Annotated in this window: 15 protein-coding genes; 6 read left to right on the plus strand and 9 right to left on the minus strand. The window is 41.2% G+C overall.

The window, feature by feature from the left end:
* Positions 1-32: 32 nt before the first annotated feature.
* The 6 genes from I6N95_RS03260 to I6N95_RS03285 all read right to left on the minus strand — a co-directional run bounded on the left by I6N95_RS03260 (position 33) and on the right by I6N95_RS03285 (position 8,158).
* Positions 33-776 carry a WxL domain-containing protein gene (locus I6N95_RS03260; protein WP_209524922.1) on the minus strand — a complete coding sequence of 248 codons (744 nt, stop codon included), beginning with the start codon at positions 774-776 and terminating at the stop codon, positions 33-35.
* Between the two features lie 90 nt (positions 777-866).
* The gene (locus I6N95_RS03265; protein WP_209524923.1) at positions 867-3,752 is read right to left on the minus strand and encodes a pectate lyase-like adhesive domain-containing protein; all 2,886 of its coding nucleotides are present in this window, start codon (positions 3,750-3,752) and stop codon (positions 867-869) included.
* A gap of 52 nt (positions 3,753-3,804) precedes the next feature.
* Positions 3,805-4,833 carry a WxLIP family cell surface protein gene (locus I6N95_RS03270; protein WP_209524924.1) on the minus strand — a complete coding sequence of 343 codons (1,029 nt, stop codon included), beginning with the start codon at positions 4,831-4,833 and terminating at the stop codon, positions 3,805-3,807.
* Positions 4,834-5,031: 198 nt separating this feature from the next.
* Entirely contained in the window at positions 5,032-5,457 is a 426-nt protein-coding gene (locus tag I6N95_RS03275) for a universal stress protein (protein WP_209524925.1), read from the minus strand.
* Positions 5,458-5,961: 504 nt separating this feature from the next.
* Positions 5,962-7,386, minus strand: coding sequence for a 6-phospho-beta-galactosidase (lacG, locus tag I6N95_RS03280; RefSeq protein WP_209524926.1), 1,425 nt, complete (start codon positions 7,384-7,386; stop codon positions 5,962-5,964).
* Positions 7,387-7,402: 16 nt separating this feature from the next.
* A complete protein-coding gene (locus tag I6N95_RS03285) occupies positions 7,403-8,158 on the minus strand; it encodes a DeoR/GlpR family DNA-binding transcription regulator (RefSeq protein WP_209524927.1) in 756 nt (251 codons plus the stop codon).
* 207 nt (positions 8,159-8,365) lie between these two features.
* Between I6N95_RS03285 and I6N95_RS03290 the strand changes: the two genes are divergently transcribed.
* The 6 genes from I6N95_RS03290 to I6N95_RS03315 are packed head-to-tail and all read left to right on the plus strand — an operon-like array spanning position 8,366 to position 13,297.
* Positions 8,366-8,674: a PTS lactose/cellobiose transporter subunit IIA gene (locus I6N95_RS03290; protein ID WP_209524928.1), complete on the plus strand. Its 309-nt coding sequence runs from the start codon at positions 8,366-8,368 to the stop codon at positions 8,672-8,674.
* 17 nt (positions 8,675-8,691) lie between these two features.
* Positions 8,692-10,338 (plus strand): lactose-specific PTS transporter subunit EIIC, encoded by a 1,647-nt coding sequence (locus I6N95_RS03295; RefSeq protein WP_209524929.1) that lies wholly within the window; start codon positions 8,692-8,694, stop codon positions 10,336-10,338.
* Between the two features lie 20 nt (positions 10,339-10,358).
* The gene (gene lacA / locus I6N95_RS03300) at positions 10,359-10,787 is read left to right on the plus strand and encodes a galactose-6-phosphate isomerase subunit LacA (RefSeq protein ID WP_209524930.1); all 429 of its coding nucleotides are present in this window, start codon (positions 10,359-10,361) and stop codon (positions 10,785-10,787) included.
* Between the two features lie 14 nt (positions 10,788-10,801).
* Positions 10,802-11,320: a galactose-6-phosphate isomerase subunit LacB gene (lacB, locus tag I6N95_RS03305; RefSeq protein ID WP_209524931.1), complete on the plus strand. Its 519-nt coding sequence runs from the start codon at positions 10,802-10,804 to the stop codon at positions 11,318-11,320.
* 10 nt (positions 11,321-11,330) lie between these two features.
* Positions 11,331-12,332 carry a tagatose-bisphosphate aldolase gene (lacD, locus tag I6N95_RS03310; RefSeq protein ID WP_209524932.1) on the plus strand — a complete coding sequence of 334 codons (1,002 nt, stop codon included), beginning with the start codon at positions 11,331-11,333 and terminating at the stop codon, positions 12,330-12,332.
* Positions 12,333-12,349: 17 nt separating this feature from the next.
* A complete protein-coding gene (locus tag I6N95_RS03315) occupies positions 12,350-13,297 on the plus strand; it encodes a hexose kinase (protein WP_209524933.1) in 948 nt (315 codons plus the stop codon).
* Between the two features lie 67 nt (positions 13,298-13,364).
* On the opposite strand, the gene I6N95_RS03320 is transcribed toward I6N95_RS03315, so the two are convergent.
* From I6N95_RS03320 to I6N95_RS03330, 3 genes are all read right to left on the minus strand, one after another.
* Positions 13,365-13,688 (minus strand): tyrosine-protein phosphatase, encoded by a 324-nt coding sequence (locus I6N95_RS03320; RefSeq protein ID WP_209524934.1) that lies wholly within the window; start codon positions 13,686-13,688, stop codon positions 13,365-13,367.
* Positions 13,689-13,795: 107 nt separating this feature from the next.
* On the minus strand, positions 13,796-14,314 hold the full coding sequence (locus I6N95_RS03325) for a hypothetical protein (protein WP_209524935.1): 519 nt from the start codon (positions 14,312-14,314) through the stop codon (positions 13,796-13,798).
* A 26-nt stretch (positions 14,315-14,340) separates the two neighbouring features.
* Positions 14,341-15,384, minus strand: a complete 1,044-nt coding sequence (locus I6N95_RS03330) for a WxLIP family cell surface protein (protein WP_209524936.1) — start codon at positions 15,382-15,384, stop codon at positions 14,341-14,343.
* Positions 15,385-15,389 lie beyond the last annotated feature (5 nt).

Consider the following 15,389-nt stretch of genomic DNA (forward strand, 5'->3'; position numbering starts at 1 on the left):
AAACAACTGAGACAAATTATTGTGTTATTGTCTTACTCATTACCTGGCGCATCTGAAAGAACCCACATTAAACGCGTTTTATAAGAAACCGCATCTTTGGCAATACTTCCCGGCACACTTAAGGCTACTGCCTTATTCTTTTGAACGCCTTCCATTTCTTCCACAGTTCCAAACATGTTTAACCACGTTCCGGCACCGGCACCTTCTGCAGCCGACATCACAAGGGCTTCTTCACCCATTGGATCTAAGGCAAAGCCAGTTGCCGTTGGCGCAGTCACACCCTGAGTATTACTGCTAAGAGCAGGATTGCTAAAGGTAATTTCCGCCCCTGCTAACTCTTCATTTAACGTGTCTTCGTTTCTAAATTGACCATCTTGTTTGACTTTTAAGGACCAACCAACGTTTGTTCCCCGTTTATCAGTTACCTGAGCATAGTTCCCACGGAAAGTCCCATCTTTTAACTCTTGGGCATTGGCGAAATACGTTTCATCATTGCTGCTAATTTTATTTTCACCAAAAACTAAACTTGAAACAAAGTCGATACTTAATGAACCACCGGTACCTGGGTTAGGATCACCGCCAGGATTAGTCGGATCAATTGGCTCAACTTCATTCTCTGGGTTTTCGGGATCCACCGGGTTTGTCGGATCATCATTCTCAACAAAGCCAACGACACCATTTGACGTATAAACACCGACTTCAGCAGCAGATGCCACGGCACCACCGACTAAACTCGTTAAAACTAAAGCTGAGATAAACATTTTTGTTGATTTCATAATAAAATTTCCTCCATTTTTTAGGTTTTATTTTACCCGCTAAAGACCTCTCACTGTTTCAGAAAGGACCTTTAGCGGAATTAACACACATTAATCATTTCCAGGGACATCGCGCAAGGTCCACTCGATGGTTCCCTGATAGGTTTCCGCATTGACTTTGCCAGGTTGGGTCTTTAAATTGAGACCCGCTTGTTGCCCTAACCAGTCAGTTGATAAGTCGATCGGTTGATCATCTTGAGCCGTTTGATGGTAAAGCTCCACACTTTCTTGGTCGATCACGGTTTCTTTACCTTGAGAGCGATAGACAATCGCATCGATCAACTCCGCCCCACTAGCGCTTTTAAGCCGCTGCCCCATTTTAGCACTTAAGCTAAAGGGTTGTTTCTCACTTCTAGTATCTTGAACCACTAAACTTCCCACTAATTGTTGCAGCGGATAGTTCATCGCTTGACTGCCAATCGCCAGCTCCTGCCCAAAGGAAAAGGAGCTGGGAGCACTGATAAACATCAGCTCTCCACCTTTGACCACAATCGTCGTGCCTTGTTTAAACAAGGCGTCAATAAATGGCGTATCGGCCAATGGATTGGTATTGCCGGCCTTATCTGTCAGGAAAACTTGAATGACATCTCCTAACACAAGGTCTTTAACCGCAACACGCCAACTACCGTCTTCCTGTACCTCCCCACTGATCGGCTCACCATTTTGAGCCGTCACTAATTTCTCATTGAGCTGGTACGTCACTTGGGCTCCGATTTCAGCCGCTTTTCCAGTAAGTTCCTGACTCTCTGGTGCAGCGCCCTGAAGCTCATAGGCTGGTTCTGGCGGTGTGACATCTTTAATAAGGGTCTCAAAGGTTAAAGTTTTCGAAGCATCGATAACCAGCCCCACCGTAATTGCTTTATCCGCTAAATTAAAGCGGGTGTCCCGATAACTAAAATACCCTTGACTATCCGTCCACAGATCATCGTGTTGAATGCCATACGTATCTTCGATATACCCCTGAAACTGACCTTCACTAGCATAAATCGGCGTCGTCGTCACCTCACCTTCCCCATTCGCCCCATGATCATCAGGAATTTCACCTAATTTCACACGAGCTTTAATGGTTAAATGAGCATCAGTTACTTCCTCAAACTCAACAGTCGGTTGATGCTTAACTGACGTTATCCGGCTAATCGACGATGAAATGAACTTGGTTTGTAGCTGGGAATTGTCTGATACAACCTTTTGCATACTGCCACTCCCTGTGACCAACAGTTGCGCCACCCCCTCATAAGAATAAGTTGGCGGACCTTGAATATCGCTGGCTGTGTACCATAATGAAAGATCACCATCTGTGACTTCAAAGGTATTTGTCGCCCGGTTCGTTGTGCCCAAACTAATTGCCCGCGAGGTCGTTTGCCCACCTAAGTTTCTAATATCAAAATACCTTGGCGCAGTTAAACGAAAGGTCGTATTAGTCGGGCCATTGGCATTGCTTAAATTAACGGCACTTTCCGTGGACCCCTTCCCAATAATCGTAATACTGGCACCGGCTTCTGACACAAAGCGGGTGTCGCTGACTGCAAAATTAATCACCGATGTCGTGGTGGAGCCATTTCGTAAATTAACCGTCGCATTTGCTTTCACCACCATCTCAGAAGTATTAAAATTAAAACGCACCGCATTGCCCGGCATATTGACATTATAAGTGGCCCCTTCACCAATGGTAATCGTCTTATAATGATAGAAAACCGCTGGGTAAGTGGTTCCCCCTTTTTGAGACTGGGACAAGAAAACATCACTATCAGCTCCTACAGTAAATTCTTGAGTATAACCTGTGTCAGTCGTTCGGGCTGCTAAATTATAGTAGAAAATGGAAAAGTCGTAATAATTAACATTTCCTCGATAAACCGTCCCCTCTTCCATCTGCAAACTTCCGACATAAAAATTTTCAGCTCGCGTATCGATTGTCATCTGACCGTATAAAGTAATCCCAGCATACTGAGCGCGCGCTAAGCGCTGAACACTTGGTTCAGTCGTGATATTGCCAAAGCGGTAATGCCATTTGCCACTATGTGCCGCTAAGCGAGAACCAACAATATCTTCCGAATAACCACCAGCATAACGTTGAGCCAAAATCACATCGTGGAGATGAAAGGTCGGTCGATCACTACCTGGATCACCTAAATTAATCGAACTTCCTTGAAAATCCACTCGATGGCCATTGCCGTTAATCTCCAAGCTGCGTTTCAGCAAATAAGTGGCCACATTATTAGGATCTCCCTCACCAGCCGTTCGCGGATTGCTAAAACTGGCCGTCAAGTTGATTTTATTAACTGACGTGTCCATAATCGCCTTAGCAAAATCAGCCCAATTAGCAGCATCGGCCTCGCCAGTTGCTCTAACTGTTTTCTCCACCTCTGCTACCTTTGGCTCCTGAGGCTGCTCTAACTCAAGTGGTTGTTCTGACATTTCAGTCACCATTTCCTCTGATTCCAGCGTTTCCTCCAGGAACTCTGTCTCTTCCGTTTCTTCCACAACTTCTTCTTCAGGAATCACCAACACAAACACCTCAGATTGTTTCCCCTCACTTGTCAGTTGGAATGAAAAAGTACCACTTTGTTGAGGAATCAAAGACAAGGTAATTTGAGCCGAAAACAGCTCTGGTTCAGCTAATACTAGCTCAGTTTCCCTCTCCACCTGAGGAACAATTGTTAGTAAGCGGGACCCTTTATCCCACTCGATTTGGACTAGCTCTGGTTGCAAAGTCTCTGCTTGGACAAAATCAATCCCTTCTGGCACACTCATATAAACAGGCGCCGTTCCGTCATTAATTAGCGCTTGTAACCTCATTTCCTGACCTAGCGCCCCCTCTTGATTCCCCTGTAACCTCAAGGCAGAGTATGAAGGCTCTTCATAAGCCAAGGCAAAAATCGGAAAACATAGCTGACTGATCAATAGAACAATTAGTAGTAATGGTCGATAGTTTCTCATGATTGAGCTCCCTTCACTGTGGAATCAACAGACACTAATCATAGATTTCCTTTTATTTTTCAATTGTTTCTTCCCGCTGTTTTTTCTTAAGCAATAGGATTAATAACACGATAACTAAGATAGCCATAACCGCTAAGACGACATACAACAACCAGCTGTAATCTGGTTTAATCGTGACGTCTTTGGCATTTAAGGCTTTTGCTTCCTCAGCCTTAATCGTAAAATCACGTTCCCACTCCCACTCATACTCTTTAGATGTTGCGCTGATCTTCATCGTATAAGTACCAGCTGCCAGTTTTTCTCCTTTTAATGACACGGGAAAGTCAAAGTTAGAATTAGGTGCCAGTTGCATCTCTGATTTAGCTTCTTGATAAAGAACTTCAGTCTGACCCTTTTTGTAGATTTTAGTACTAACAGCCAATTTATTAACAAAAGTTGGCGTGACATTTTGTAGATTTGCAGTAATCACATTGCGACGATTCTTTTGACCAGGGGCAACCTCATTTAGCTGAAGCTCTGGTTCTACCGTCTCTTGATCTTCTTGCAAGACGATTGCCACAGCATAACTGTATAGATTTTCAATTTCCAACGCCTCTGATTCCTGATCATTTTTCTGTTCTTCTTGTTTTTCTTTCAGCGTAATGCCTCCGACTAAAATACCGCTGATTTTTTCTTCAGGCATTTGAATCGTTAACGGCAATCGCAAACTACTCTTGGCCTTTAACTCGACGCTCTCTACTACGTCGACAATCTCAGCTAAATCATAAAGCAAGGTGGCATCAGGTTTGCTTTGACTTTTTCCATATTCCACCACACCACCACTATTAGTCGTGGCGCTATTAATCTCGGCTTCAATCGTAATATCCCGTTCCGTATCATTCGTTAAATTGATATAAAGTGTTTGCTGTTGATTAGGGGTCATCAATAAATCAAAATAGCTCTTCTTGGCATCCACTTGATTATCTGGTAATTCCGTCTGAACAGAAAAACTCAACTCCGAAGCAATTCCCGTTTCAGTAGCTAACAGACCACAGACGAAAACAAATGTAACTAACATAAAAAATTTCATTGCTTTTTTCATTATTAGACAACCTCTCTTCTCTTTTTTCTATGACCCTATCATAACAAGTTCAAGCCACTTAGTTGTCCCGTTTTTTCGGTTATATAACTACTTTTTTTGAGAATGAAGAAAAACCCCAGCTCGTCATCAGCTGGGGCAATCAAATTCTCTTCATCAAATACTACCTATATAATTAAGTAAACACCTGACTTATTTCATTCATTTTATCACCTGAACCAAACAAGGAGCATGCTTTAACACATAGCTTACCGTTGACCCAATTAAGCCTTTCGACAAAATGCCTGATTGACTAGCCCCCATAAAGATAACATCAATCTGAAGTTCCTCAGGTAAGATCTTAGCTAAATAGGTTTTCGGATTTCCCGATTCAACCAACGTTTCCACCTTTTCCACCCCAAACGTACGAGCTCTTTCGACTTTGTCTAACAAAGGGCCAGCAATCTGTTTTCTCAATCGAGCGGTTTCATCCAATCCCTCTCGATAGGGGACTATTTCACTCTCAATATACACAATAAACAGCTGTGAATTATGTGCTTTCGACACATTAAGCGCTTCCTCAAAGGCTTTTTCTGAACGAGCTGAGCCATCGACTGCGACTAATATGTTCTTATATTGTTTTTCCATCTTAACCTCTTTTTTCCGTTGTCTCCTACCCTCCATTAATTTGTTCCATAGACTGACGTCTCTCATTCTCTGAAATCACCATCTCACTATATAGGAATGATAAACGAACACTTGTTTACTTGATTTTCCCACGATAAATAGCAAATCTCTGTGGATTACCTTCATCAATTTACAACCACTACATATTTTGTTTCCCAAGCTTGCGACAACACGAAATTGTCACAGACATTATCCACGACCGCCCCTTTCGCTCAACCGCCAACTCCTTTCTCACTAGCAATAACCGACAAAATGGCAGATTTCCCAAGGTATCTTTACTATAACCTTATCACAGGAATAAACAAGGGTAAAGAATAAAGGAAACTCACACATCCATTTATTATTATTTAGATAACTGCTCAATTCACTCTAAAAAACTAGCCATCTAAGGGTTCACCATGTCCCAAAAAAGCCAAAAAGCTAATAAGCTCTTTGGCTTTCTGACTGCCTTAATTTAACTACACCCTATTTATTAAACGCCTCTAATGAGATTAATTTTTGAGAACGACTGACTGAATTAAACCAATGAGCTGATTTTTTAGGATAACGTGTCTGAGTCGCAAAATCAATGTAAAACAGGCCATATCGTTTATTGTAACCATTTGTCCATGAAAAGACATCCATTAAAGACCACATAAAGTACCCTTGAACATTAACCCCTTGAGAAATCGCTTGTTGAATGGCTTCCAAATGCAGAAAAACATAATCAATGCGGTTATCATCGCTTACTGTGCCGTTTTCCAGAACATCCTTATCCCCCATCCCATTTTCGGTCACATACATCTTGTGATAGTTAGGGTAGCGTTGACTTATCTCAACTAACATATCCAGTAACCCTTGAGGGTAAATCGGCCAGTCCCAATCCGTCGCAGGGATCGTCGGATTATTAACACGTTCACCAATTCCTTTAAGAGCGAAGATACTACTGCCTTTTTCACCACTGCCATTGTGATGAATATGAGACTCGCCATCATAAGCTGCAAGGAAATGACTGGCATAATAATTAATTCCCAGAAAATCAAGCTCTTCAGCTGCCAAAGCCAACACCTCAAATTCTTCTGGCGTCGTCTCTAACGTCCCATTATTTTTTTTAAGAACATCGTTAATGATCGCCATAGTATCCGCTTGATAGCTCCCCTTAAAGGTGCCATCTAGCAAAAATTGATTCGCCACAATGTGTTCATTTTTAGCCGCCTGAGCACTGGAAAGTTGATCGTCAATCGGATACTTTGATTCTAAAATATGAACGATACCAATTTCACCAGGATACTTATGTTCCTTAAAGACCTTCACCACACGAGCGTGTCCCACTAACATATTATGCATCGACTGAATCGCCTTGGTAATATCATACTTAATATTAGGTGGAAAATGTCCAATGATATACTGGCCAGCGACAACTGACCAAGGTTCATTGATCGTGATCCAATAGCTGACTTTACTGGCATATTCCTTAAAACAGAAACTAGCAAAGGCCACATAGGCCTCCACCATTTCTTTTGACAGCCAATCCCCTTTTTGGTACAGCGCTTCCGGTGTATCAAAATGATGGAGTGTCACAAAAGGCTCCACCTTATTTTTTAAACACTCATCAATTAACCCGTGGTAGAACTCAACCCCTTGCTGATTAGGCTCCCCCGTCCCTTCTGGAAAAATCCGCGACCAGGCAATTGAGATGCGAATCCCATTAATCCCAAATTGCTGACATAACGACAAATCCTCTGGGTACTTATGGTAAAAATCACTGGCAGTACTGGGATCAAACACTCCTTGAGCCTCTAAATAATCATCCCAATAGGTCTTTCCTTTTCCACCCACTGTTACTGCCCCTTCTGCCTGATAAGCAGCTGTCGCTGCACCAAAGATAAAACCTTCTTCAAATTGATTCACAACATAATCCTCCTAGTTAATTGATGACCGTCACAATTTGCTGATACGCTGCTAGTGTCTCTGAATCCAGTTGACTATCCGTAATCAAATAATCAATATCATCCAAACTATAAAAACGGTAAAAGTCCTGCTTATTAAATTTACTGTAGTCAGCCACGATGTACTTTTCTTTAGCACTGTCCAATATTAACTTTTGACATAGTCCTTCTTCTTCATTTGAATTAAACACATAATTCTCAGAAATCGCATTGACCCCAATAAAAACTTTATCAACGTAGATCGTTTCAATAAAATCATTGGTAATCGTTCCCACAAAAGAGCCGGTTTTCCCGCGATAAGTGCCACCAATCAGAATCAAATCAAAGCGACTATCATGTTTAAATTTATCGAAAACATGAATGGAGTTTGTCACAATTCTTGCCTCATCGACCCTTAGATAATCATAGACAAATTCAATAGTTGTACCAGACCCTAAAAAAATAGTTTCCCCATTAGCGATTAATTTAGAAATGGATTGGGCGATTTCCTTTTTCTCTTGTAAATGGATATTTTTTTTCTCTAAATGAGTCAGTTCAGAAAAAGATAACTCCTTCTTCTCATTTAATTTGGCACCACCGTGAATCCTCGTCAATACCCCTGCTTGTTCCATTTCTTTTAAATCTCGTCTAACGGTCATTTCCGTCACCTGTAACTGCTCAGCAATAAACGCTACCTTTAAGCGCTTCTTTTCTTGTAACAACTCCATGATTTTTTCCTGTCTATTTATTTTCATAAAAAAGCTCACCTTTTCAATGTTAATTAATGTTCAATTCAAGTTTATTATATAAATTACCATTTGTCAACGAACACTAAACAAACAATAATAAACAAAATAAAACTAAAAACGAACAAAAAGTTGTTGACAAAGAACATGTAACCGGTATATCATGTTTTTGTAACCGATATTATTTTAACTATTAATCAAAGGAGAGCAATGACTATGAACAAAGAAGAAGTAGCGATGATTGGATTTGAAGTTGTGGCATTTGCAGGTGAAGCCAGATCAAAATTGATGGAGGCGCTGAATGCCGCAGAGGCTCAAGACTTTACCAGAACGGATGACTTGATCGAAGAGGCGCACGCCAGTTTAATTGAAGCTCATAAGTCTCAAACAAAACTATTAGCATTGGAAGCAAGTGGCGAAAACGTCGAAATCGGCTTTATTATGGTTCATGCCCAAGATCACTTAATGACGACCATGTTATTAAAAGACACGATGAAACACTTGATTAATATCTACAAAAAATAGCCAAAAGGAGAAAAAAAATGAATGTTTTAATTAATCGAATTGAAAAAATGAAACCAGTCTTTGAAAAAATTTCCAACAATCCTTATTTACGTGCAATTCGTGATGGATTTATCAGTCTAATTCCAATCATTCTGTTCTCAAGCGTTTTTTTACTAGTCGCATATGTGCCTAATATTTTTAATTTCTATTGGAGTTCTGGTGTTGAAGCAACTTTAATGAAAGCTTACAATGCTTCAATGGGAATTTTAGGGTTAATGATGTCTACCACCGTCGCCAAGAGTTTAACAGATAATTTTAACAATAAACTGCCTAAAACCAATCAAATTAATAACACCTCAACGATGTTAGCCGCTCTTATTGGATTTGTTTTGATTGGCGTTGACTTTGTAGACGGCAATTTAGCCTTAGGCTTTATGGGAACAAAAGGATTGCTAACAGCCTTTGTCGTCGGCTTTGTCGTTCCGAACGTCTATCGTTTTTGCATTAAAAATAACATTACAGTTAAAATGCCTGAAGAAGTTCCAGGAAATATTTCCCAAACCTTTAAAGACTTAATTCCGATTACCGCATCAACAACTATTTTTTGGTTGTTTGACTTAGGATTTAGAAATTTGTTTAAAGTCGGTTTCTCTGAAAAAGTGCTGGAAGTCTTTCAACCAATCTTTACAGCTGCTGATGGCTATTTTGGGTTAGCCTTGATTTTTGGGGCAATGGCCTTCTTCTGGTTTGTCGGGATTCACGGTCCTTCAATTGTCGAGCCAGCAGTCTCTGCCATCTATCTCTCAAATGTCACCATGAATTTGCAACTGTATCAAGAAGGGGCTCACGCGGATAAAATTTTATCTCAAGGCACTCAATACTTCGTCGCCACACTAGGTGGAACAGGGGCAACCTTAGTCATCACCTTGATGTTTGCCTTTTTAGCAAAATCAAAACAATTAAAAACCATGGGGAAAGCCTCAGCCGTGCCCGTTTTATTTGGCGTAAATGAACCGATTCTCTTCGGAGCGCCTTTAGTGCTAAACCCGATTTTCTTTATTCCCTTTATCGTGACTCCGATTGTCAATGTTTGGTTGTTTAAGTTTTTTGTTGATGTCGTCGGCATGAATGGTTTTATTTACAACTTGCCTTGGACAACTCCAGGACCATTAGGTTTAGTTATGGGAACGGGCTTTGCTCTATTATCAATTGTCTTAGTTGGCATTTTATTAGTAGTAGACTTCCTGATTTACTTCCCATTCTTTAAAGTTTACGACGGCGAGATGTTAGCCAAAGAAGCCGCTGGCCACAGCAATGAACCTGCTGTCCAAGAAAGTACAGGGGTCGTTGTGACAGCCGACGATTCCATTAAAGGCAAAAACGTCTTGGTCCTTTGCGCCAACGGAGCCACCAGTTCCATGTTAGCCAACGCCATTAAAAAAGGCGCCAAAGAACAGAATATCGCCCTTGATTCGACAGCCATGGCCTATGGTCAACACAAAGAGATCATCGCTGATTTCGATTTGATTATTTTAGCACCCCAAATGGCCTCCATGTTATCAGAACTTGAAAGTGAAACCGACGGGCTTAAAACCAAAGCCGTGTCAACCACCGGGATTGAATATGTCAGTTTAACAAGAGAACCAGCAAAAGCATTAGAATTTGTTTTTACGAAATTAAACTAAAGAAAAATTAGAGGTGACTTATGGTAAACGTGTATCTTTCTGCTGATCAAGCAGGATTCAGACTTAAAGAAGCGGTAAAAACAGCCTTAATCGCTCATCATTCAGTTCACGATCTTAGCGAGCAGCCCCAGCAAGATTTTATGGACTCAGCAGAAGTCCTAGTAGAGGCTTTGACTCGCGATCAAAAAGCTTTGGGGATCGCCTTTGACGGTTACGGCGCTGGTAGCTTTATCGCCGCAACCAAACACAAAGACATGATCGCAGCTGAAATATCTGAGGAGCGTTCAGCTTATATGACAAGAGAGCATAACAATTCTCGCATCATTACCTTAGGTCAAGAAATTGTCGGAGAAGAATTAGCCAAAAACATCGCCTTGGAATTTTTAAAAGCCGATTATGAAGGTGGCCGCCATCAAATTAGGGTCGATATGTTAAATAAAATGCTGTAAGGAGGAGGAAAAAGATGAAAATAGCCATTGGATGCGATCATATCGTCACAGGAATTAAAATTGAGGTTGCCGATTTTCTGAGAGGAAAGGGCCATGAAGTCATCGATGTTGGCACATACGGCTATACGAGAACCCACTATCCGATTTATGGAAAAAAAGTCGGCGAACTCGTCGCCAACGGTCTCGTCGATCAAGGGATTGTCATTTGTGGCACAGGGGTCGGCATTACCAATGCGGTCAATAAAGTGCCTGGTGTCAGAGCCGCCTTAGTTAGAGATATGACCACGGCTTTATACGCCAAAAGGGAATTAAATGCCAATGTCTTAGGCTTTGGTGGCAAAGTAACCGGAACCTTTCTAATTTGCGATATTATTGAGGCATTTCTTAAGGAAAACTATGTAGCAACCCCTGAAAACAAAGACTTGATTCAAAAAATCAGTCAACTAGATAAAAAAGCTGATACATCACAAGCAGAGCCCCATTTTTTTGACGAATTTTTCGAAAAATGGGACGCTAGCTTATACCACAACTAAGGAGAAAAACATGTCATTAAAACCCAGTCTTACCAATAACAAACGTCGCCATATGGAACAATTATCAACCACCACTGGCATCATCGCTGCCTTGGCCATCGATCAACGAGGCGCCTTAAGAAAAATGCTAGTTGCCGATGGGTTTACCGGTGATACTGAACAAGCCGTTGTAACATTTAAGCAACTAGTTTCAGAAGAACTGACCCCCTATTCATCCTCGATCTTATTGGATCCAGAATACGGGTTGCCAGCTGCTAAAGTTAAGGCCAGCGACGCCGGTCTGTTACTCGCTTATGAGCAAACGGGATACGACGCAACGGCAGCCGGGCGTTTTCCTGATTTGATTCAAACCTGCTCAGCCTTACGCTTAAAAGAAGACGGCGCAGACGCCGTGAAATTTCTCCTCTATTATGACGTAGACGAACCGTCAGAAATTAACGAACGCAAACACGCCTTTGTTGAGCGCATTGGGTCCGAATGTCTGGCGGAAGATATTCCTTTCTATCTAGAACTATTGTCATATGATGCAACTCATTCAGATAATGGCAGCAAAGAATTTGCTAAATTAAAACCTCATAAGGTCAACTCCATGATGGTTGAATTTTCAAAAGAACGCTACCACGTCGACGTTTTAAAAGTAGAAGTACCCGTTAATATGAATTACGTAGAAGGTTTCGCCCAAGCTAAAGAAGATGTGGTTTACACCCGCTCAGAAGCATTGGCTTATTTTAAAGAGCAAAGCGATCAAACTGAGTTGCCCTTTATCTTCTTAAGTGCCGGTGTCAGTGCTAAATTATTTCAAGATACCTTGTATTTTGCCAAAGAAGCCGGATCAACATTCAACGGTGTGCTCTGTGGTCGCGCCACTTGGAAAGCGGCTGTCAGCGTATTTGTTAAAGAAGGTGAAGCCGCGACTCGAGCGTGGTTGCGCACAACGGGGAAACAAAACATGGCTGATTTAAATCAAGCCTTAGCTGATACCGCTACAACTTGGCATCAAAATTTTATCTAAAAAGGTGAGTGCTCCTATTGATCTTAACTGTTACACTAAATCCCTCTGTGGATATTGCTTATCCTCTTGACTCGTTAACTATTAATCAAGTTAACCGATGCCCTTTCGCCAAAAAAACCGCTGGTGGGAAGGGGCTAAATGTCACTCGAGTGATCCAGCAAATGGCTGTACCCGTTACCGCAACAGGTTTTTTAGGCGGTCCCCTTGGTATCTTTATTAAAGAACAACTAGCAAACCAACAAATTAACCAGCATTTTGCTACTATTCAAGACGAGACACGGAATTGCATTGCGATTTTACACGATAATGGCCAACAAACTGAAATTTTAGAAACAGGCCCAATGATTACGCCAGCAGAACTGGCAGAATTTGAAAAAATTGTGACGACTGAGGCAAAACAAGCAGCTGTCGTCACATTGTCCGGGAGCTTACCTAAGGGAGCACCTCACACTTATTATGCTCAGCTCTTGACAGATTTAAAGGACACCTCAGCCAAAGTAATCCTTGACACCTCAGGAGAAAGTTTAAAAGCCGTGTTGGTAGGTAACATCAAACCCTATGCCATCAAACCTAATTTAGACGAACTGACGGAGTTAACAGGAAAAAAGAGCCTGCTTGATGACCTTCAACTAATCAAAACCTTAAGTCAGCCCCTTTTTGAAGGGATCCCCTTAATCCTGGTTTCATTAGGAAACGAGGGGGCTTTTGTGAAATTTAACGAAGCCTTTTACCGAGTCAAGATACCTAAGATAAAAGTGGTCAATCCAGTCGGAAGTGGCGACTCGACCGTCGCTGGATTAGCCATCGCTTTAGCTCGAGGTGCAGAGATTGACGAAACCTTAAAAACGGCCATGACTCTCGGGATGCTAAATGCCTTAGAAAGTCAAACAGGTGCCGTAAATCCCCTGAATTTTGACACATATTTTAAGCAGATTGTCGTCATAAAACAGTCAGGTGATCACTAACTTCACCGCAGAAAAAAACCTCTTAATCAGAGGTCTTTTTTCTGCGGTTTTCACTCTTATCCCTCTATTACGACACCACAAACTTCCGCCTAAAGGCCTCAGAATAAGTCGAGGCCAGTTTTAACCCTGAAACTAAATAATTTTCAAAGGTCCCAAACTGTTCAATGATAGCCTGCTTAGCGCCCTCTAAATAGGACGCATCAACACAAAGGAAGGTTTCCAACTGAAGAATCTCTTGAGAGCTTAGCTCCTTTCCATAAGTAGCGATAATTTTTTGATTGGCTTCTTTGCGAAACCGATTGGTTAGCAAATAATCTTTAAGGATATCCTTTCCCGACACACCGGCAATCTTCAACAATAAGGCTGCTGCAAATATAGATTCCTTTATCAACTTTGTAGCTTGTTGAACCACTCAGTCTTCAATGGGTGAAATGCCTAGTGGTCATATTTCCCATTCCCTTTTGGAATGAGGACTCGATTAGTTTAATCATTCCAGTATTAGTTCGTAACTTTGGCATACTTAAAGGCCGTTCCAATCGAGACATCACAAATTGTCGCTATTTCTCGAATGGTTTTTTTCTCGTGCTGATACATATTTTGAATCATCAAAATGGTTTCTGCTGGCATTTTCGGCCGACCAACGACTACCCCTTCACTCTTGGCTCTGCTGATGGCATCCTTGGTTCGCTGTTTAATAATTTGCTCCTCCAATAAAGCCAGTCGATACAGCTCATTAAAATAAGCTTCAGCCGAAAGCTGCTGGTTCTCATCTCGCTGCATAAAGGTTATAAATGAATGCCCTTGGACTAAATACTTAAAACTAGGCAATAATTGAACCAGTTGCAACCTTAACTCCTGAATATTGGGAACCACTATCTCATGCTCACTATTTTCTTTCACAATGGCTAAAAAATAGGCAGTTGACACCTCTTCAGGATTTAAATAAATAATCTCATGGCACTCTCTCAAAAGAGAGTCTTCCCACTTACCTGGATTACTTGTCAAACCGATCATCATACTCGCCATCTCCTTTTATTCTCATTCTATCGGCTCCGTCGCTTCTTTTTACGACGAGACCTTTTGCTGAGTTGTCTTATGCCTAAATAAATCCCCAGTGTCAAAAATATGATAAACAAACAAATATAGACAATAATCGCCCAACTCAGCCCTTTTTTATCTCCTAATCCTTCATTGACACTCTTCTGTTTCTGCGGCGTCACCTTAAATTCTTCCGTCCACTCCCAGGCCTTATTTTCTGCTGTTACTAGAATATGCGCCTCATAAGCCTCATAGGTTAAAGCTTCGTTGACTTCAAAAGGAAAATCAATCAGCGTATTCGGGGCCATCCTCAAATGAGCTTTTTTAGTTTCATAAAGAACTCCTCCAGATCCCTTCTTAGAAATCTGAACTTCCACCGTCATCTCATTCAAGAAATCAGCGACAGTATTAGAAAAATTAATGTCAATCCTGCTTGTATTGACCTTATTTTCAACACTAATGTGATTAAAACTCAGTTCCGGCTCCAAAGTCACATCTGTTTCTTTTAAGACCATTGCAACGGCGTAATTAAAACGATTGCTAACCTGGGTTGTTTCCACCTGTCGCTCCTTTTTTGAGGTCTCTTCCTTTTCCAAAATAATCCCCCCAAGGATCACCCCATCATAACTTTCTTTCGGCATACTAATTGTCAGCTTAACTTTAGCTGTCTTCTTGCCTTTCACCTTGACCTTTTTCGGCCCTGTCACAATTTTTTCAAAGTGGTGAACCACTGATTTATCTTCCTTAATAGAATTATCCAAATAGTCAATCATACCATTAGCATTGGTTTTGGCACTGTTTAAAGAGATTAAGACCGTTATTTCCTTTTTGTCAGGATTGTAAACTTCTAGTTCAACGGTTTGCTTAGCTCCTGGTTTCATTTTTAAATCAAAGTACCCCTTTTGACTCTGCTGATTATCAGGATAAATAATATTAAAGGTAAAGCCAGTTTGACTGACAGAATCTGCCTTAACGTTTAAGCTACAGACTGCCAATAGCCCAATTGCCGTTAAAATAGAGAGAAACATCCCTTTTAAATTCCTTGTCATCTTGT

The sequence above is a fragment of the Vagococcus allomyrinae genome, from assembly GCF_017829975.1.
GTDB classification, from domain to species: domain Bacteria; phylum Bacillota; class Bacilli; order Lactobacillales; family Vagococcaceae; genus Vagococcus_D; species Vagococcus_D allomyrinae.